This window comes from Stenotrophomonas sp. YJH_SMC_32 (assembly GCF_059369975.1).
The window spans coordinates 1-18,208 of sequence record NZ_JCAFTE010000017.1 but is presented as its reverse complement, the minus strand read 5'-3'; the positions used below and the strand labels follow the sequence as shown (position 1 = coordinate 18,208).

General features: G+C 66.1%; 15 protein-coding genes and 2 rRNA genes. 4 read left to right on the top strand and 13 right to left on the bottom strand.

Features of this window, described 5'->3' with window-relative positions; translation table 11 throughout:
- Positions 1–3 precede the first annotated feature (3 nt).
- The 6 genes from AC5P7S_RS15315 to AC5P7S_RS15290 are packed head-to-tail and all read right to left on the bottom strand — an operon-like array spanning position 4 to position 4,836.
- Positions 4–879: a cytochrome c oxidase subunit 3 gene (locus tag AC5P7S_RS15315; RefSeq protein WP_005407793.1), complete on the bottom strand. Its 876-nt coding sequence runs from the start codon at positions 877–879 to the stop codon at positions 4–6.
- A gap of 13 nt (positions 880–892) precedes the next feature.
- Positions 893–1,483: a cytochrome c oxidase assembly protein gene (locus AC5P7S_RS15310; RefSeq protein ID WP_053498717.1), complete on the bottom strand. Its 591-nt coding sequence runs from the start codon at positions 1,481–1,483 to the stop codon at positions 893–895.
- Positions 1,480–1,716 carry a hypothetical protein gene (locus AC5P7S_RS15305; protein WP_032953854.1) on the bottom strand — a complete coding sequence of 79 codons (237 nt, stop codon included), beginning with the start codon at positions 1,714–1,716 and terminating at the stop codon, positions 1,480–1,482. The genes AC5P7S_RS15310 and AC5P7S_RS15305 overlap by 4 nt, the downstream gene beginning before the upstream one ends.
- Positions 1,717–1,724: 8 nt before the next feature.
- Positions 1,725–3,332 carry a cytochrome c oxidase subunit I gene (ctaD, locus tag AC5P7S_RS15300; protein WP_005407790.1) on the bottom strand — a complete coding sequence of 536 codons (1,608 nt, stop codon included), beginning with the start codon at positions 3,330–3,332 and terminating at the stop codon, positions 1,725–1,727.
- A gap of 59 nt (positions 3,333–3,391) precedes the next feature.
- Positions 3,392–4,348, bottom strand: a complete 957-nt coding sequence (gene coxB, locus AC5P7S_RS15295) for a cytochrome c oxidase subunit II (protein ID WP_053498721.1) — start codon at positions 4,346–4,348, stop codon at positions 3,392–3,394.
- An 11-nt stretch (positions 4,349–4,359) separates the two neighbouring features.
- Entirely contained in the window at positions 4,360–4,836 is a 477-nt protein-coding gene (locus AC5P7S_RS15290; RefSeq protein WP_021202927.1) for a DUF2244 domain-containing protein, read from the bottom strand.
- 274 nt (positions 4,837–5,110) lie between these two features.
- On the opposite strand from AC5P7S_RS15290, the gene putA reads away from it, so the two are divergent.
- Positions 5,111–8,329 (top strand): bifunctional proline dehydrogenase/L-glutamate gamma-semialdehyde dehydrogenase PutA, encoded by a 3,219-nt coding sequence (putA, locus tag AC5P7S_RS15285; protein ID WP_065186705.1) that lies wholly within the window; start codon positions 5,111–5,113, stop codon positions 8,327–8,329.
- Positions 8,330–8,447: 118 nt separating this feature from the next.
- On the opposite strand, the gene pnuC is transcribed toward putA, so the two are convergent.
- The 3 genes from pnuC to AC5P7S_RS15270 all read right to left on the bottom strand — a co-directional run bounded on the left by pnuC (position 8,448) and on the right by AC5P7S_RS15270 (position 11,135).
- Complete coding sequence (gene pnuC, locus AC5P7S_RS15280; protein WP_005414997.1) at positions 8,448–9,047, bottom strand: nicotinamide riboside transporter PnuC; 600 nt, start codon at positions 9,045–9,047, stop codon at positions 8,448–8,450.
- Positions 9,048–9,116: 69 nt separating this feature from the next.
- Positions 9,117–9,563 (bottom strand): hypothetical protein, encoded by a 447-nt coding sequence (locus AC5P7S_RS15275; RefSeq protein ID WP_005414996.1) that lies wholly within the window; start codon positions 9,561–9,563, stop codon positions 9,117–9,119.
- A 144-nt stretch (positions 9,564–9,707) separates the two neighbouring features.
- On the bottom strand, positions 9,708–11,135 hold the full coding sequence (locus AC5P7S_RS15270; RefSeq protein ID WP_005414995.1) for an outer membrane protein transport protein: 1,428 nt from the start codon (positions 11,133–11,135) through the stop codon (positions 9,708–9,710).
- Positions 11,136–11,360: 225 nt separating this feature from the next.
- On the opposite strand from AC5P7S_RS15270, the gene AC5P7S_RS15265 reads away from it, so the two are divergent.
- Positions 11,361–12,053 carry a rhomboid family intramembrane serine protease gene (locus AC5P7S_RS15265; protein WP_019662230.1) on the top strand — a complete coding sequence of 231 codons (693 nt, stop codon included), beginning with the start codon at positions 11,361–11,363 and terminating at the stop codon, positions 12,051–12,053.
- 60 nt (positions 12,054–12,113) lie between these two features.
- On the opposite strand, the gene AC5P7S_RS15260 is transcribed toward AC5P7S_RS15265, so the two are convergent.
- Both AC5P7S_RS15260 and AC5P7S_RS15255 read right to left on the bottom strand, forming a co-directional pair.
- On the bottom strand, positions 12,114–13,550 hold the full coding sequence (locus AC5P7S_RS15260; protein WP_095379152.1) for a S41 family peptidase: 1,437 nt from the start codon (positions 13,548–13,550) through the stop codon (positions 12,114–12,116).
- A 108-nt stretch (positions 13,551–13,658) separates the two neighbouring features.
- Complete coding sequence (locus AC5P7S_RS15255; RefSeq protein WP_033834985.1) at positions 13,659–14,957, bottom strand: murein hydrolase activator EnvC family protein; 1,299 nt, start codon at positions 14,955–14,957, stop codon at positions 13,659–13,661.
- Positions 14,958–15,052: 95 nt separating this feature from the next.
- Here AC5P7S_RS15255 and AC5P7S_RS15250 point away from each other — a divergent pair, with 95 nt between their 5' ends.
- Both AC5P7S_RS15250 and AC5P7S_RS15245 read left to right on the top strand, forming a co-directional pair.
- Positions 15,053–15,715, top strand: coding sequence for a DUF4097 family beta strand repeat-containing protein (locus AC5P7S_RS15250; protein ID WP_005414989.1), 663 nt, complete (start codon positions 15,053–15,055; stop codon positions 15,713–15,715).
- An 86-nt stretch (positions 15,716–15,801) separates the two neighbouring features.
- Positions 15,802–17,511, top strand: a complete 1,710-nt coding sequence (locus AC5P7S_RS15245; RefSeq protein ID WP_095379154.1) for a M28 family metallopeptidase — start codon at positions 15,802–15,804, stop codon at positions 17,509–17,511.
- A gap of 314 nt (positions 17,512–17,825) precedes the next feature.
- Here AC5P7S_RS15245 and rrf (AC5P7S_RS15240) read toward each other — a convergent pair.
- Both rrf (AC5P7S_RS15240) and rrf (AC5P7S_RS15235) read right to left on the bottom strand, forming a co-directional pair.
- Positions 17,826–17,940 (bottom strand): 5S ribosomal RNA (gene rrf / locus AC5P7S_RS15240).
- Between the two features lie 131 nt (positions 17,941–18,071).
- Positions 18,072–18,186 (bottom strand): 5S ribosomal RNA (gene rrf, locus AC5P7S_RS15235).
- Between the last annotated feature and the right edge of the window lie 22 nt (positions 18,187–18,208).

The window sequence follows — 18,208 nt, the reverse complement described above, 5'->3', positions numbered from 1 at the left end:
TGGTCAAAGCACGTAGACGAACAGGAACAGCATCAGCCACACCACGTCGACGAAGTGCCAGTACCACGCGGCCGCTTCAAAACCGAAATGGTTGTCGCGGGTGAAGTGTCCCTTGGCCGAACGCAGCCACATCACGATCAACATGATCGTGCCCAGCAGCACGTGCGCACCGTGGAAGCCGGTCAGCATGAAGAACGTCGAACCGTAGATGCCCGAGCCCAGCGTCAGGTTCAGCTCCTTGTAGGCGTGGATGTACTCTTCCGCCTGCAGGGTCAGGAAACCGAGGCCGAGCACCACGGTCAGGCCCAGCCAGATCAGCAGCTGGCGGCGGTTGCCGGCCTTCAACGCGTGATGGGCGATGGTCAGGGTCACGCCTGAGGTGAGCAGGATCAGCGTATTGATCAGCGGCAGGCCCCACGCCGGGATGGTCTGGAAGGCACCACCGATCGCCGCCGGGCCATTGGTCGGCCATCCGGCGGAGTAGCCCTGCCAGAGCAGCTCGTTGGTCATCACCCCGCGGCCTTCGCCACTGAGCCACGACAGGCCCAGGTTGCGGGTGTAGAACAGCGCGCCGAAGAAGGCGCCGAAGAACATCACCTCGGAGAAGATGAACCAGATCATCCCCATCCGGAACGAGCCATCGACCTGGTGGTTGTAGTTGCCGGCCTGCGATTCGCGCACCACGTCGCTGAACCACCAGAACAGGGTCAACACCAGCATCGCGATGCCGATGTAGAACGTCCAGCGCCCCCAGCTGGCATCGTTGAGCCAGCTGGCCACGCCCACCATGGTCACCATCATCGCGATGGACCCCACGAAGGGCCATTTGCTCTGGGCCGGGACGAAGTACACGTTGGCGTCGGTTGGTGTCTGGGCCATGTCGGTATCCGGGTCAGGGTGCGGCGTGCGCGCCGTCCGAGGTGGCGGCCGGGGCCAGCCGATCGGACAACGCGTCGTTGCGGTAGAAGGTGTAGGACAAGGTGATCGTCTTGATTTCCGGCGGCAGGTCCGGATCGACGATGAAGCGCACCGGCATGTCGCGCTTCTCGCCGGCCTGCAGCGTCTGCGCGGTGAAACAGAAGCACTCGGTCTTGCTGAAGAAGCCCGACGCGCGTGCCGGTGCCACCGAAGGCACCGCGCTGCCAACGACTGCCTGCTGGCTGTCGTTGCGGGCGAAGTACAGCGCCTCGTTGAGTTCGCCGGGCACCACATCCATGGTCAGCTGCTCGGGATGGAACGACCACGGCAGGCGCGAATTGACGCCGCCATCGAACTCCACCCGCACGGTGCGCTTGCCAGCTGCGGCACCCGTACTGGCTTCACCACCCGGGCCGCGTTCCAGGCGCACGCCGAATACCTTCTCGCAGGCAATGCGGTACAGCGGCACCAGCGAGAAGGTCAGCAGGAACACCGCCACTGCCACGCCGATCAGGCGCGGCAGCCCGGCACTGGGTGACCGCGTGCTGGCCGGTGCCTCGCTCATCGGCCGATCACCCCGCTGAGGATGAAGCCGACGTAGACCAGCACCGCGATGGCGCCGACCCACATCGCCGTGCGCCGGGCACGCTGGCGTTGCTGTTCGATGCTTCCGCCCTGGTAGGGCCGACCGCTGGTCGGCTGCTCTTCGTAGTTGTAGAGCCGAGCCATGCTCGGCTGCTTTTCGTCAGCCGAGCATGGCTCGGCTCTACAGGTCTGCAGTGGGCTCTCGTTATGCATGCCCCACCTCAATGCGTGATGTCGTCATGCGCCAGATCGCCCGGGCGGATGGTCGGCGGCGTGGTGAAGGTATGCGCCGGTGCCGGCGACGGCAGCGTCCACTCCAGCCCGCGCGCGCCTTCCCAGCTACGGGCCTCGGCCTTCTCGCCATTGCGCAGCGAGGACAGCAGGATCGCGGCCATCATGAACGGCGTGACGAACATGCCGAACGCACCGATCGAGCTGATCAGGTTCCAGTCGGCGAAGGCCACGCTGTAATCGGGAATGCGGCGCGGCATGCCGGCCAGGCCGAGGAAATGCTGCGGGAAGAACAACAGGTTGACGAACACGATCGACCACCAGAAGTGCACCTTGGCCCACTTCTCGCTGTACATCCGCCCCGTCCACTTCGGCCACCAGTAGTACACCGCGGCGATCAGCGCGAACACCGCACCGGTCACCAGCACGTAGTGGAAATGCGCAACCACGAAGTAGGTGTCGTGGTACTGGAAGTCGGCCGCCACGATGGCCAGCATCAGGCCGGAGAAGCCACCGATGGTGAACAGGATGACGAAGGCCACCGACCACAGCATCGGCGCCTCGAACGTCAGCGAGCCCCGCCACATGGTGCTGACCCAGTTGAACACCTTCACCCCGGTCGGGATCGAGATCAGCATGGTGGCGAACATGAAGTAGATCTCGCCGCCCAGCGGCATGCCCACGGTGAACATGTGGTGGGCCCAGACGATGAACGACAGGAACGCGATCGCGGCGGTGGCGTACACCATCGCCTGGTAGCCGAACAGCGGCTTGCGGCTGAAGGTCGGGATGATCTCGCTGACCACGCCGAAGGCGGGCAGGATCATGATGTAGACCTCGGGATGGCCGAAGAACCAGAAGATGTGCTGGTACATCACCGGGTCACCGCCACCGGCGGCATTGAAGAAGCTGGTGCCGAAGAACTTGTCGGTCAGCAGCATGGTCACCGCACCGGCCAGCACCGGCATCACCGCGATCAGCAGGAAGGCGGTGATCAGCCACGCCCAGCAGAAGATCGGCATCTTCAGCAGGTCGATGCCCGGCGCGCGCATGTTGAGCACGGTGGCGATGATGTTGATCGCACCCATGATCGAACTGATGCCGGCCACGTGGATGGCGAACACGCTGAAGGCCACGTTGTATCCGCCCTGCAGCGACAGCGGCGGATACAGCGTCCAGCCACCGGCCGGTGCACCACCGGGCAGGAACAGCGTCAGCAGCAGCAGGCTGAAGGCCACCGGCAGCAGCCAGAACGACCAGTTGTTCATGCGCGGCAGCGCCATGTCCGGCGCACCGATCTGCAGCGGGATCATCCAGTTGGCAAGCCCGACAAACGCCGGCATCACGCCGCCGAAGATCATCACCAGCGCATGCACGGTCGTCATCTGGTTGAAGAACTCGGGCTTGACGAACTGCAGGCCCGGCTGCGCCAGCTCGGCGCGGATCACCACGCTCATCGCCGCGCCGATGATGAACATGATGAAGCTGAAACCCAGGTACAGCGTGCCGATGTCCTTGTGGTTGGTCGAGAAGAACCAACGCTCGAAGAAACTCTGGTGGTGATGGTGATCGTCGTGCCCAACTGCCGAGTGCGCCATTGCAAAACACCTCTCAGAATCGGTTGTCAACACGGCCGCGAGCGGCCGCGGGCTTTACATCACGCGCCGCTGGCCGCAACCGCAGGTGCATTGCCGGCTTCGGCAGCAGCAGGTGCCGCCGGTGCTTCGCCCGCAGGGGCAGCCGGTTCTGCAGGTGCCGCAGGGGGGGCGGGCTCGGCCGGCGGTGCAGGCTTGCGCTGCGCCAGCCACTGCTTGAAGTCCTCCTTGGACACCGCCTCGACCACGATCGGCATGAAGCCGTGGTCCTTGCCGCACAGCTCGGCGCACTGGCCGCGATACACCCCGGGCTGCTCGATGCTGGTCCAGGCTTCATTGATGAAACCGGGGATCGCGTCCTGCTTCCAGCCCAGCGCCGGCACCCACCAGGCGTGGATCACATCATCGGAAGTGATGACGAAGCGGACCTTGGTATCGACCGGCAACACCAGCCGGTTGTCGACGTCCAGCAGGTAGTGCGGATGACTTTCGCGGGTCGGCACGATGCCACTTTGCCGCACGCGGTCGGATTCCCGGTCCAGGCGACTGGTGAAGGTGACGTTCTCCCCGAGGTATTCGTACTTCCACATCCACTGGTAGCCGGTGACCTTGACCGTCATCTCGGCATCGCGGGTGTCGTACATCTTGATCAGGTTGGCCGTGGCCGGCCACGCCATCACGATCAGGATGATCACCGGGATCACCGTCCATATGATCTCGGCCTTGGTGTTATGGCTGAAGGTGGCGGCGACCGCGCCCTTGGATTTGCGGAACTTGAAGATGGCGTAGGCCATCGCGCCGAACACGATGACGCCGATCACCGTGCAGATGATCAACGAAAGGTTGTTCGATTCCCAGGCCAGGCGCGAGGTCTGGGTCACCCCCTTGCCCATGTTCAGCTGCCACGGCTTGGGATCGGCCGCCTGGGCCCAGGCCAACGCCGGCATCAGTCCCCCGGTCGCCAGCACTGCGGCAACCGCGTTCACGCACTTCGTGCCCCACCTGCTGCTTTGCTTCATTGCCTAGACCCTTAGCGTCGTCGGTTGCCGCCATCGCTGGCGGCGAGCAAGCTTTCAAGTGTCTCTGCGAGCGTCTGACGTTCGGCCGGCGCGAGGAAACTCCCCACCTCCACCTGCCGGCCGCTGGATGCCAGCCGGACCCTCTCATCGTCGGTGAGCAGGCGCACCCAATGCGGGTGGGCCCGGAACACCGGCGATCCACCGGGTACGGGAATGACCTCCACGTACGCCGGCACTACCCGGATCTCCTCCTGCCGTTCACCGCTGCGCCACAAGGCACGCAGCGCCGCCGCCAGCACCAGGCTGTACAGCAGCGCGAACAGGGGGGCGAATGCATTGCCGGCCCACCACCCGAGGGCGGACACCAGCCACATCGCACCCGACAACACGGTGAACAACAGGACGAACTGCCGGGCATCGAGCGCCCGTGGGGGACGCAGCCGCAGCTGCGTACCTGACCCATCCGGAGCTGGAAGCACCTCGATCATGTCGCAACCGCGTTCCTGCCGCGGGAAACGTCTCGATGGTAGCCCCGCCCTCTCGCCGGTAGCAAGGGTGCATTCACACTTTTTCCGATGCTGCAACACAGCATGCGGTCGGCGGCACGGATGACGAATTCAGCACAAAAATCGCCGGGTTTGCTGAACACGCCGAATCCACCACCGTTAGTGGCTATCAGCCCTTCATGAAGGTGTCTGCGTGGCACTTCCGAAGGCCTCAAAAATGATTAAAATCGCCAAGTTTTCCACTGGCCGGACCGGCATGAACGCACCTTCCTCCTCCCCTGCCGCCCACGACGCCCCGCGTCCGGGCGCGCTGCTGTCGCCGGAACTGCCGGCGCCCCCCAACCCGTTCCGCCAGGCCATCACCGATGCCTGGTTGAAGGACGAGGCCAGCCACGTCCGCGAGCTGCTGGCGCAGGCGCGCCTGCCCGCCGAGGAACAGGCCAGGGTGCAGGCGCTGGCCGCCGACCTGGTCGGCCGCGTGCGCGTGCGTGCCAAGGACCAGGGCGCGATCGAAGCCTTCATGCGCCAGTACGACCTGGGCAGCGAGGAAGGCGTGCTGCTGATGTGCGTGGCCGAAGCGCTGCTGCGTATTCCGGACCAGGACACCGCCGACAAGCTGATCCGCGACAAGCTGGCCGATGCCGACTGGGAAAAGCACCTGGGCGGCAGCGACTCGGTGCTGGTCAATGCCTCCACCTGGGGCCTGATGCTGACCGGCAAGCTGGTGCAGATGAACGACGCCACGCGCGCCGATGCGCCCAGCGCATTCAAGCGCCTGGTCGGCCGCGTCGGTGAGCCGGTGGTGCGCCTGGCCGTGCGCCAGGCGATGAAGATCATGGGCCACCAGTTCGTCATGGGCCGCACCATCAGCGAAGCGCTGGCGCGCTCGCACAAGGGCGACAACGCCAGCTACCGCTACTCGTTCGACATGCTCGGCGAAGGCGCGCTGACCATGAAGGACGCGCTGCGCTACCTGGAAGACTACCGTCGTGCGATCCACGCCATCGGCGGCGATCACAAGGCCCGCGGTGGCCGTCCGGACGGCGACGTCAACAACGCGCCGGGCATCTCGATCAAGCTGTCGGCGCTGTACCCGCGCTACGAGCACGCCAAGCGCGAGCGCGTGCTGAAGGACCTGGTGCCGGGCGTGCTGGAACTGGCACAGCTGGCCAAGAGCTACGGCATCGGCTGCACCGTCGACGCCGAAGAGTCCGACCGCCTGGAACTGTCGCTGGACATCATCGAGCAGGTGTTCTCCGACGCCTCGCTGGCTGGCTGGGATGGCTTCGGCGTGGTCGTGCAGGCCTACCAGAAGCGCACGCCGTACACGATCGACCACCTGGCCGACATGGCGCGCCGTGCCGGTCGCCGCCTGCAGGTGCGCCTGGTCAAGGGCGCCTACTGGGATGCCGAGATCAAGCGCGCGCAGATCGAAGGCTACCCGGGCTACCCGGTGTTCACCCGCAAGCAGAACACCGATGTGTCCTACCTGGCCTGCGCCAAGCGGCTGTTCACCCATGCGGACGCGATCTACCCGATGTTCGCCACGCACAACGCGCACACCATCGCGGCCGTGCGCAGCATCGCCAACGGCGGCGTGTACGAGCACCAGAAGCTGCACGGCATGGGCGACGACCTGTACGCCGAAGTGGTGCCGGCCGACCGCTTGAACCTGCCCTGCCGCGTGTACGCCCCGGTCGGTTCGCACGAAGACCTGCTGCCGTACCTGGTGCGCCGCCTGCTGGAAAACGGTGCCAACTCCAGCTTCGTCAACCGCATCACCGACGAGCGCGTGCCGATCGCCGACCTGATCCGCGATCCGGTCGAGATGGTCGCCTCGTTCGAATCGATTCCGCATCCCAAGATCCCGCTGCCGGTTGACCTGCTGCGCAGCCAGAACCACGACAGGAAGAACTCCATGGGCGCCAACCTCGCCAACGACAACGAACTGCGCGCCCTGGCCGAGCAGCTCAACGCCGCCGTGAAGCCGTGGCAGGCCTCGCCGCTGGTACCGGGTGCCAACCCGGCCGGCGCCGCGCTGCCGGTGACCAACCCGGCCGACACCCGCGAAGTGGTCGGCCAGTGGCTGGCCGCCGATGCCGCCACCGTGCAGAAGGCCCTGGCCAACGCCGTGGCCGCACAACCGGCCTGGAACCGCACCCCGGCCGCCAGCCGCGCCGCCATCCTCGAACACGCCGCTGACCAGCTGGAAGCGCGCATGCCGGAGTTCATGGCGCTGTGCGTGAAGGAAGCCGGCAAGAGCCTGCCCGACAGCATCGCCGAAGTGCGCGAAGCCGTGGATTTCCTGCGCTACTACGCCAAGCAGGCGCGCGAGCAGTTCAGCCACGCCGAGAAGCTGCCCAGCCCGACCGGTGAATCCAACGAGCTGCAGCTGCACGGCCGCGGCGTGTTCGTCTGCATCAGCCCGTGGAACTTCCCGCTGGCGATCTTCCTGGGCCAGGTCGCCGCCGCACTGGCCGCCGGCAACAGCGTCATCGCCAAGCCGGCCGAGCAGACCAACCTGATCGGCTACTACGCGGTGAAGCTGCTGCACGATGCCGGCGTGCCGGCCGAGGTGGTGCAGTTCCTGCCGGGCGACGGCGCCACCGTGGGTGCAGCGCTGACCGCCGACCCGCGCGTGGCCGGCGTGGCCTTCACCGGCTCCACCGAGACCGCCCGTGCGATCAACCGTGCGATGGCCGCGCGTGACGCCGCCATCGGCGTGCTGATCGCCGAGACCGGTGGCCAGAACGCCTTCATCGCCGACTCCTCGGCACTGCCGGAACAGCTGGTCAAGGACGCGATCGGTTCGGCCTTCACCTCCGCCGGCCAGCGTTGCTCGGCCGCGCGCGTGCTGTTCGTGCAGGACGACATCGCCGACAAGGTGATGACCATGCTGGCCGGTGCGATGAAGGAACTGAAGGTCGGCAACCCGGGCCTGCTGTCTACCGACGTCGGCCCGGTGATCGACGCCGACGCGCTGAAGATCCTGCAGGAACACGCCGAACGCATGGACCGCGAAGCGCGCCTGATCGCCGCCGCCGAGCTGTCCGCTGAAACCGCCAACGGCACCTTCTTCGCACCGCGCGCGTATGAACTGAAGGACCTGGGCCAGCTGCACAAGGAAGTCTTCGGTCCGGTCCTGCACGTGATCCGCTGGAAGGGCGACCAGCTCGACGCGGTGATCGACCAGATCAACGCCACTGGCTACGGCCTGACCCTGGGCGTGCATTCGCGCATCGACGAAACCGTTGACCGCATCAGCAACGGCGTCCACGTCGGCAACGTGTACGTCAACCGCAACCAGATCGGTGCAGTGGTCGGCGTGCAGCCGTTCGGCGGCCAGGGCCTGTCCGGCACCGGCCCGAAGGCCGGCGGCCCGCACTACCTGCTGCGCTTTGCCACCGAAAAGACGGTGACGGTGAACACCACCGCCGCCGGCGGCAACGCCTCGCTGCTGACCCTGGGCGACTGATCGCCTGCTTGGTGCGGTAAACAAGAAACCCCGCGAATGCGGGGTTTCTTGTGTTTTGCTTCCTGTAGCGCCGGGCCCATGCTCGGCTTTTCCGGCGCAGCCGAGCGTGGGCTCGGCTCTACAGGAATTCAGGTGCCGTCGTAGCCTCGGCCCGCATCAGATTGCGCCAGTGCCCGAGAGCAACAAGTGCATTGACCCAGAAACCGATGTACAGGATCGAGGTCAGGTGCAGGCCACGGCTGTAGTACAGCGGCACTGCAACGGTGTTTACCAGCAGCCAGACCCACCACGACTCCAGCTTGCGCCGCATCATCAGGATCTGCGCGATCACGCTCAGCACCAGTACCGCCGAATCGATGTACGGCGCATAGGCATTGGTCAGTCGGGTCAGCATCCAGCCGTAGCCGAAGGTGGCCACTACCGCCAGCGGCGCCAGCCAGGCCCAGGCACGCGGCCGCAATGAAGTAATCGGCAACGGCGCACCATGATCGCCGCGCAGCCACTGCCACCAGCCCAGCACGCTGATCGCGATGAAGAAGAACTGCAGCACCATGTCCGCGTACAGGTGCGAGCGTTCGAACACGGCAGCAAACAATGCACAGCCGACGATGCCCAGCCACCAGGTGTGCACGTTGTTGCGGCCGGCCAGCAGGATCGAGCCGGCGACGGCGATGTTGGCGGCCAGCTCCAGCTGGAAGTTCGGGTCGGACAGGTTCATGGCGCTATTGTCGTGGATCCACGCGCTGCGTAGACAACCCGGTAGATCCTCGCCATGCGTGGATGGAAATCAAGGCCGCACGCGCACCAGCAATCGCTGGCTTTCTCCGCTTCCCCAGCGTCCTGGCTGCAGGCCGGTTGAAGAGAGCAACGGCGCAAGCCAGTCAGGCGGAACGATGTCCCAGATCACGCCATCGAACGGATGCGGCCATGGCGTTCCCTGAGGATTCGGCGAATGCAGGAACAACGCACTCTGACCGGTATCCGGCGCCAGCGTCACCCAACACTGCACATGCTCCCGCCCGCTCGACGCAACCCGTTCAAGCAGCCGTAGGAGCCCTGCGGCAACGGCGATGCGATCACTGATATGGCGATTGCCGCGCCCCATCCAGTCAAGATGCGTGTGCCAGTAGTCGAACCATTCCGACTCCAACACGCGATCCAGAGTCGCGTTCGCCTTGGCCTCTTCCCGAGCCCAGTATCGGATCATCCGCTTCTGGTAGCGACGATCAACCATTTTGTATTCGCCTGCACTGCGTAAATCCCGGCAAGGTGGCAGGCACTCCCAATAAAGTCACGAGCCGGAAGCGTCATCCATGCATAAAAAAAAGGCCCCGCCTGCGCGGGGCCCTCCGTGTCCTGCTTCAGGCAATCGCCCGAATCAGAACTTGTACTGCATCGACGCCGCCAGCACGTCGCCGCTCACCTTGTACTTGCCGGTCACGGTGTTGGCAGTGGCCGAGGTCGAGGTGATGTTCGGATCCTTGGTGAACAGGTGGGTGTAACCCACGCTGTATTCCATCTTGTCCGAAGCGGCGTAGGTCAGGCCCAGCGACAGCCACTTGCGGGTGGTGTCCGGCACGCGCACGTCACGGTGGGCGTCGGTGGTCGGGGTCTGGTCGTACGCCAGGCCGCCACGCAGGGTCAGCTTGTCGTTCACGCGGAAATCGGTACCGATCGACGCGAAGGTGGTGTCGCGGTAGTGGAACGGCAGCACGCTGTCCGGCTGGTTGGAGTCATAGTCGACGGTGACCTGGTCGAACTTGCTCCACGCCGTGCGCGTCACCTCGGCCATGATCTGCCACTGGTCGTTCACGCGGTGGGTGAAGCCCACGGTGGCGCTGGCCGGCAGGGTGATGGTGGCGCGGCCGTTGCTGTCGATGAAGGTACCCGGGGCGGCAGTGGCCAGGAAGGCGGCAGCGTTCTGCGGGATGGTGAAGTCGGCCTTGCCGTCGGTGATCTTGTGCTCGACCTTCGAGCGGTAGCTGAAGGCGATGTTGGTGCCTTCCACCGGGGTGACCGTCATGCCCAGGGTGTAGCCGACCGACACTTCGTCGCCCTTGATGCGCAGGTAGCCATCGGCGGTGCCCGGCGAGAAGCCGAGCTGGGCGGCCTGGCGTGCAGCGGCCTGCGACGCCGCCGCAGCCTGGGCTGCGGTGCCGCCTGCAGCCAGCACACGCGCCGCAGCGGTGCGCTGGGCCGTGGCGTTGATCGCGGTGCCGGTATCGACAGCGCTGGTCAGGTCGACGTTCAGGCGCTCGGCGAACACCGAAGCACCGAACGACAGGTACGGGTTGACGTCATAGGAGAACGCCACGCCCAGGTCGATGGCCTGCAGCTCGGTCTTGACGCCGTTGTAGCGGCCGACCCAGTCGCGGTCGTATTCGGTCTTGAAGCCGAACGGCACGGTCAGCGAAGCACCGAAGTGCATGTTGTCGTTCTCGCCGAACGGCACGTGGAAGTACGCGGCCGGAACCGGGGCGATCATGCCGGCGTCGCCGCCGTTGCCACCGGAAATCGGCGCGCCGTTGCCGTACTGGCCCTGGCCGCGGAACTTGGCGCCGAAGCTGATGGCGCTGACGTCGCCCTGGACCAGGGTGCCGTCGAGCAGGCGCATGGAGGCCGGGTTGGTGGCGATGACCGAGGCGTCACCTTCGGTCGAGGTGGAGCCGGCGAACGCGCGGCCCAGGCCCTTGGCGCTGTTTTCCTTCAGCTGGAAGGCGGCAGCATTGGCATCGGCGGCGGCCAGCGCACCGGCAACGCCGACGGCCAGCAGGGTCAGTCGGGCAATGGTGGAAGCGGTTTGCATCGTAGTTCTCTCTCCGGTAAGCGGTGATGGTGCTCTGAGTGCGCCTGCGCCCGCCGGGTCCTGGGACCCATCGGAGCGCGCCGGATTCCCCTCCCGACATACGACGCCGTATGCGAGTATTACCCAGAGCTGTTAATGAAACAATAACAGCGCAGGCGGTTTTTTCGTCTCAAAAGCTGAACAGGACCGTCCCCACTGAAAGTGGCCGCACGCTAGGCTATTGGCATGTTCGTCTCGCTCCCGTCCCGCAAGAAGGCGGCCCTGCGCTGGGCCACGCCCGTGCTGTTTGCGGCACTATGGCTGGCGTTCCTGTGGTCGATCTCGCGCCCGGACGATGCCCGCGGCAGCCTCTGGCTGGACTGGGGCGCCCTGTCCACCGGCCTGACCCACCCGCTGGACTGGTGGGCGACCCTGCAGGACGGCAGCGTGCTGCGCCTGTTCACCGCGCTGTTCCTGCACGCGGACTGGTCACACCTGCTGGGCAACCTGGTGTTCCTGCTGATCTTCGGCCTGCCCGCCGAGCGGGTGCTGGGGCCGTGGCGCCTGCTGCTGCTGTTCCTCGTCGGCGGCGCAGTGTCGAACCTGGTGGCGATCTACACCATGGGCAGCCCGGACCAGATCATCATCGGCGCCAGCGGCGCGGTGTCGGCCCTGATCGGCGCCTATCTGGCCCTGTTCCCGGGCGCCCGGCTGGGCGTGGTGATCCCGCTCGGCCTGTTCCTGGAGTTCGTGCGCGCCCCGGCCTACCTGCTGATCGGCGTCTGGGCGGCGCTGCAAGTGGTGTTCGCCCACATCGGCCCAAGCTTCGGCATGGTGGCCTGGTGGGCGCACATCGGTGGCTTCGTGTTCGGCGTCGTGTACGGGGTCTACGTGCGGGCGGCCATCGCCCGCCGACTGCGCAAGCGCCACGGCTTCTGATCCAGGTAGTGCCGGCCGCTGGCCGGCTCCACGCTCACCGGCCGGTTCGTAGACCAGGAATCAAGGCTTGGCCGGGACCGGTGCGGGCTTGGCTTCGGGCGTGCTGTCTGCCTTCGGTTCGACCTTCGGCTCCGGCTTGGCTTCCGGCTTCACCACAGCCGCCTTCGCGGCCTCGGCCTTCAACCGTGCGGCCACCGAACCGGGGTTCTTCAGCTCGGCCAGCGCGTCGTTGATCGGGCCGTCGCCCGGCAGCACCGCACCGGCGTGGTAGCCCTCGGTGCCTTCGTCGTCGCCGCGCAGATGGCCTGGCAGGGTGGCTTCGCTGTAATCGCTCAGGCTGGCCGGCAGGGCATCCTCCGCCGGGGTGGCGGCGGGCTTCAACTCCACGTCCGGCACGATGCCGGTGGCCTGGATCGACTTGCCGCTGGGCGTGTAGTAGCGCGCGGTGGTCAGCTTCACCGAATCGCCGTTGTCCAGCGGCAGCACGGTCTGCACCGAGCCCTTGCCGAAGGTGCGGCTGCCCACCACGCGGGCGCGCTTGTTGTCGCGCAGCGCGCCAGCCAGCACTTCCGAGGCGCTGGCCGAACCGGCATCGGCCAGCACCACCACCGGTGCGCCCTTCAGCAGGTCGCCCGGGGTCGCGTCGAACCGGGCATCGCTGATGCTGATGCGGCCGCGGGTGCTGACGATGTTGCCCTTGTCGAGCAGATCGTCGGCCACCTGCACCGCAGCGGTCAGCAGGCCACCCGGGTTGCTGCGCAGATCCAGCACCAGGCCCTTGAGCTGGCCACCGGACTGCTTCTGCAGCTGCTGCACGTGCTTCTGGAAGTCCGAGCCGGTATCGGCCTGGAAGGTGCTCAGGCGGATATAGCCATAGCCCGGCTCGAGCAGGCGGCTGCGCACGCTGGTCACGCGGATGGTCTGGCGGGTCAGGCTGACATCGAACGGCTTCGGCTTGCCATCACGCACGATGGTCAGCACCACCTTGCTGCCGGCCGGGCCACGCAGCGGTTCACTCGCATCGATCGCGCTGATCGGCTTGCCGTCGATGGCGATGATCAAATCGCCGGCAAGGATGCCGGCCTTGGCTGCCGGCGTGTCGTCGATCGGCGCGATCACCTTCATGCTGGCATTGTCCGGCTGCTGCTGCAGCTCCACGCCGATGCCCTCGTAGGCACCGTTGGCCTGCTCGTCGAAGGCCTGCGCGTCTTCCTTGTTGAAGTAGGTGCTGTGCGGATCAAGGTCGAGCAGCAGGCCACGCACGGCTGACTGCATCAGCTTCTTGTCATCGACCGGGTCGACATAGGCGGCGCGCACCGCGTTGTACACGGCCACGAAACGGCGGATTTCCTCCAGCGGCACCTTCGAAGTCACCGCCTCCTCGCTGTTCGCTGCCTGCCCGCTGGATTCCGGGCTGGGGGCAGGCGCGGTCTGCTGCGCCCAGGACAGCGCTGGCAACAGGGCCAGCAAGAGGGTGGCGGTACGGGCTGCGCGCATGGATCACTCCTGTCGACGGTGGCATGGTGCCCAAGGCACATGCACCGATTATGCGCGAAGCACAGCTAAATTCCCGTTGAATCCGGCCCGCATCCGGCGGGCCAGGATTCAGCGCCGCTGCAGCCAGCTGTCCGGGTTGACCGGCTGCCCGCCACGACGCAGCTCGAAGTACAGCGCGGTGACACCCTGGCCACCCGAATTGCCGACCTTGGCCACTGCATCACCGCGGCTGACCCGCGCACCGGCATCCTTCAGCAGGGTGTCGTTATGCGCGTAAAGGCTCATGTAGCCGTTGCCGTGGTCGACGATCAGGATCATGCCGTAGCCGGTCATCCAGTCGGAGAACACCACGGTGCCATCGGCCACGGCCGTGACCGTGCTGCCAGCTGGCGCGCCGATCAGCACACCGCTGCTGGTGCGCCCATCGGGCAGCTTGCCGCCATAGCGGGCCAGCAGGTTGCCGGACAACGGCCAACCCAGGCCGCCGACCTTCGGCGCCGGTGCCGACGCCACCGCAGGTGGAACCTTGGTGGGCGGCGGTGGACGGCCCTGCGCGGCGGCCTGGCGTGCGGCGCGCTCGGCAGCGGCTTTCTCGGCGGCGGCCCGGCGTGCAGCGGCGCGCCGCTCGGCTTCGGCCCGCGCGGCAGCGGCACGCAGGTTGGCCAGCAGCGTTTCCAGTGCTTTGGCGTCCTGGCCCAGTGCCTGTTCCTTCTCGCGCTGGTCCTTGAAGCGCTCTTCCAGCGAGGCAACGGTCTTTGCGCGATCGCGGCGGTCCGCTTCCAGGGCGGCTGCCTGCTGCTTCTGGTCCTGCTGCGTCCCCTGCAGCTTCTGCTTGCGCTCGGCGATCTGCGCCTGCAGCGCTTCCAGTTCCTTCAGGTCGGCGGTCAGCGTGGTGATCCGCTGCGCACGCTCGCGCTGCAGGTAGCGATGGTAGGCCAGGGCGCGGTTGGCATCGGCCACCGTGTCCTGCGACAGCAGCAGCTTCAGCGGTGCGTGGTTGCCCAGCTGATACGCCGCGCGCAACAGCCCGGCCAGTTCGCGGTGCTGCTGGGCCAGGTTGCCCTGCAGCGTGCTGCGGCGCTGCTCGGCTTCGGCCAGGGCGCGGCCCTGCTCGCGCAGCGCGGCTTCCGTCTGCGCAAGTGCACGGCCGGTGCGGGCTACCTTCTCGTCGGCCTCGCGCAGCTGTTGCGATGCCTGCCCGCGCTGGCCCTCGATCTGCCGTCGCTCCTGCGCCACGCCCTTCAGTTCGGTACGCAGTTTCTGCAGCTTGCGCTCGGTCTCGCGGGTGGTCTGAGCACCACTGGGCAGCGGCAGGGCCAGCGCCAACGCCAGCCCCAGCAGCAGGCAGCGACCGCCGCGGGCAGCGGCGATGTGATGTCGGCGTGATGGGAAGGCGTTGTCGCGCAAGGGCTTTCCAGTGACTTCAGGCAGTTGCGGGGGCTACCGGGGAATGGTGACATCTCCGCACGCGGCCTGCCAGCCGCACATCCATCGAGGTCGCCATGAAAACTCTTTCCATTCCGCTGCTGTTGGGCGTACTGCTGGCCACCGGGCCGGTCTGTGCGCAGGAGAACATCAGCAAGGTCAACGGCAGCATCAGCGCCGAACCCGGTCAACGCTACGGCAAGCTCGACACCGTCAACGGAGGTATCCGCGTCGGCGAAGGCGTCGAGACCGGCAGCATCGACACCGTCAACGGCGGGGTGAAGGTCGCCGACCGCGCGCGCACCGGCAAGATCGAAACGGTCAACGGCGGTGTGCGCCTGGGTCGTGAAGTGATCGCCAGTGGCGGCGTCAGTACCGTCAACGGCAGCATCTTCACTGATCGCGGCAGCCAGATCGAAGGCGGCGTCGAGACCGTCAACGGCGGCATCGGCCTGGTCGAGAGCCGCGTCGGCAAGGACGTGGAGACCGTCAATGGTGACATCACCGTCGGTATCGGTTCGCAGGTCAACGGCGGTGTGCATGTGCGCAAGCCGAACTTCAGTGTCTCGCTGACCGCCAGCCGCAAGCCGCGCGTGATCATCGGCCCGAATGCGGTGGTCAACGGCCCCCTGCAGTTCGAGCGGGAAGTGGTGCTGTACGTGCATCGCTCCGCTCGCATCGGCCCGGTGACCGGCGCCGAGCCAATTCCGTTCGACACCGAAACCGCCCCGGCGGACTGAACCCGCCGGACCTGCCGGTTCGGTGATACTCACTGTTACCGGTCGCGCATCAGGCGCGGCCGCCCTTTGTTCTCCAGGAATCGACGATGCCCCGCAAACTCCTCCTGTGCCTGGCCGCCGCGGCCGCGCTCAGTGCCTGCAAAGGCGAAAACACGCCCGCCGCCGCGCCGGCCACCGACACCGCTGCGGCGAAGCCGGCCGCCCATTCGTTCTCCCCGGAGATCAATGCCGGCGACTTCGCCGAGATGGTCAAGACGCTGGCCTCGGATGAGTTCGAAGGCCGCGCCCCGGGCAGCAAGGGTGAAGAGCTGACGGTCAACTACATCCGCGACCAGATGCAGCGCATCGGCCTGCAGCCCGGCAACGGCGACAGCTGGTTCCAGGATGTGCCGATGACCGAGACCACGGCCGACGAATCGACCGTGCTGAAGATCACCCAGGGCGGCAAGACCACCGAGCTGAAGTTCGGCACCGACATGGTGGTGGGTACCCGTACCGGCCAGGCCGAGGTGAAGGTCGATGCCAGCGACCTGGTGTTCGTCGGCTACGGCGTCGATGCACCGGAGCAGAAGTGGAACGATTACGCCGGCCAGGACTGGAAGGGCAAGACGGTCGTCATGTTCGTCAACGACCCGGGCTTCCATGTCGACGACGAGAAGCTGTTCGACGGCAAGCGCATGACCTACTACGGGCGCTGGACCTACAAGTTCGAGGAGGCCGCGCGCAAGGGCGCCGCTGCTGCACTGATCGTGCACGACACGGCCGGCGCATCCTACGGCTGGGACGTGGTGAAGAACTCCTGGGCGGGCCCGCAATACGACCTACCGGCCAAGGATGACCCGGAAGCCCGCATTCCAGTGCAGGGCTGGCTGAGCGCCGAGGCGGCCAAGGCCCTGTTTGCCGGTGCCGGACTGGACCTGGCGCAGGCCTACAAGGATGCCAGCAAGCGCGGCTTCAAGCCGGTACCGCTGAAGGCCACCGCAGCGGTCGACCTGAAAAGCCAGATCGCACAGAAGCAGTCCCGCAATGTGGTCGGCGTGCTGCCGGGCAGCAAGCGTGCCGACGAAGCCGTGCTGTACATGGCGCACTGGGACCACCTGGGCAAGCATGAGGGTGAAACCGGCGACAACATCTACAACGGCGCGGTCGACAACGCGACCGGCGTGGCCGGCATTCTCGAAGTGGCCGAAGCCATGGCGCACCAGGACCCGAAGCCGGAGCGTTCGGTGGTGTTCCTGGCGGTGACCCTGGAAGAATCCGGCCTGCTGGGTTCGAAGTACTACGTCGCCCATCCGACCTTCCCGCTGGACAAGATCGCCGGTGTGATCAACATCGATGCGATGTCGGTGGCCGGCCGTGCCAAGGACGTGACCGTCACCGGCTTCGGCAGCTCGGAGCTGGAGGACATCCTCAAGCCGTTGGTCGCCGCCCAGGACCGTACGCTGCACGGTGAGACCTCGGTGCAAAGCGGCTTCTACTTCCGCTCGGATCACTTCAACTTCGCCAAGGCCGGTGTGCCGGCCCTGTACGCCGATGGCGGCGAGGACCTGCGCGAGGGTGGCGTGGAAGCGGGCCGCAAGGCCGCGGCGGACTACGGCGCCAACCGCTACCATGGCCCGAAGGACGAGTTCGACGCGGCCACCTGGAAACTGGACGGCACCGTTGAAGACCTGCAGCTGATGTACGGCGTGGGCAAGGAACTGGCCGGTGGTGATCGTTGGCCGAACTGGTATGCAGGCAACCCGTTCAAGGCGGCCCGCGACGCGATGATGAAGGACAAGGCTTCGGCCAAGTAAAGTCGGGCCATGCTCGACTGAGCACTTGAGAGCAGAGCGGCGCCCCACGGGGCGCCGCTTTTCTTTTGCGTACCGTCGGCGGCAGATCCACGACTGGTGTGGATCTGCCGGTAGTGCCGGCCGCTGGCCGGCAATCGATTGGTAGCGGCCAACCTTGGTTGGCGCCATGCTTCCTCGCAGAGGGCATCCACGCATGGCGTGGATCTAGCGGGCGATGTAACGCCATCGGGTTGCCGGCCAGCGGCTGGCACTACCTGTATTACTGCGCCCAAAGAAAAACCCCGCTGCGCGAGCAGCGGGGTTTTGGGTGTAAGCCCTGGCGATGACCTACTCTCGCATGGCTTGAGCCACACTACCATCGGCGCAGCTGCGTTTCACTTCCGAGTTCGGGATGGGATCGGGTGGTTCCACAGCGCTAATTTCACCAGGGAGACGGTTGCAGCAGCGCTTGCAGCGCCAGCTTCGCGATCTTGCCCTTGGGCGGAAGGTATCCAGAAAAGCAATGCCTTCACTTAATAAGAAAAACCCCGCTGCGTCAGCAGCGGGGTTTTGGGTATAAACCCTGGCGATGACCTACTCTCGCATGGCTTGAGCCACACTACCATCGGCGCAGCTGCGTTTCACTTCCGAGTTCGGGATGGGATCGGGTGGTTCCACAGCGCTAATTTCACCAGGGAGGCTTTTGGAGAGTCGCACT

Excerpts from the sequence above, each read along its gene's own strand:
- AC5P7S_RS15305 (WP_032953854.1), bottom strand. The coding sequence starts at position 1,716 with ATGCATAACGAGAGCCCACTGCAGACCTGTAGAGCCGAGCCATGCTCG.
- AC5P7S_RS15275 (WP_005414996.1), bottom strand. The coding sequence starts at position 9,563 with ATGGTTGATCGTCGCTACCAGAAGCGGATGATCCGATACTGGGCTCGG.
- AC5P7S_RS15315 (WP_005407793.1), bottom strand. The coding sequence starts at position 879 with ATGGCCCAGACACCAACCGACGCCAACGTGTACTTCGTCCCGGCCCAG.
- ctaD (WP_005407790.1), bottom strand. The coding sequence starts at position 3,332 with ATGGCGCACTCGGCAGTTGGGCACGACGATCACCATCACCACCAGAGT.
- pnuC (WP_005414997.1), bottom strand. The coding sequence starts at position 9,047 with ATGAACCTGTCCGACCCGAACTTCCAGCTGGAGCTGGCCGCCAACATC.
- AC5P7S_RS15260 (WP_095379152.1), bottom strand. The coding sequence starts at position 13,550 with ATGCGCGCAGCCCGTACCGCCACCCTCTTGCTGGCCCTGTTGCCAGCG.
- AC5P7S_RS15290 (WP_021202927.1), bottom strand. The coding sequence starts at position 4,836 with ATGATCGAGGTGCTTCCAGCTCCGGATGGGTCAGGTACGCAGCTGCGG.
- AC5P7S_RS15245 (WP_095379154.1), top strand. The coding sequence starts at position 15,802 with ATGCCCCGCAAACTCCTCCTGTGCCTGGCCGCCGCGGCCGCGCTCAGT.
- coxB (WP_053498721.1), bottom strand. The coding sequence starts at position 4,348 with ATGAAGCAAAGCAGCAGGTGGGGCACGAAGTGCGTGAACGCGGTTGCC.
- AC5P7S_RS15250 (WP_005414989.1), top strand. The coding sequence starts at position 15,053 with ATGAAAACTCTTTCCATTCCGCTGCTGTTGGGCGTACTGCTGGCCACC.
- AC5P7S_RS15310 (WP_053498717.1), bottom strand. The coding sequence starts at position 1,483 with ATGAGCGAGGCACCGGCCAGCACGCGGTCACCCAGTGCCGGGCTGCCG.
- putA (WP_065186705.1), top strand. The coding sequence starts at position 5,111 with ATGAACGCACCTTCCTCCTCCCCTGCCGCCCACGACGCCCCGCGTCCG.
- AC5P7S_RS15265 (WP_019662230.1), top strand. The coding sequence starts at position 11,361 with ATGTTCGTCTCGCTCCCGTCCCGCAAGAAGGCGGCCCTGCGCTGGGCC.
- AC5P7S_RS15270 (WP_005414995.1), bottom strand. The coding sequence starts at position 11,135 with ATGCAAACCGCTTCCACCATTGCCCGACTGACCCTGCTGGCCGTCGGC.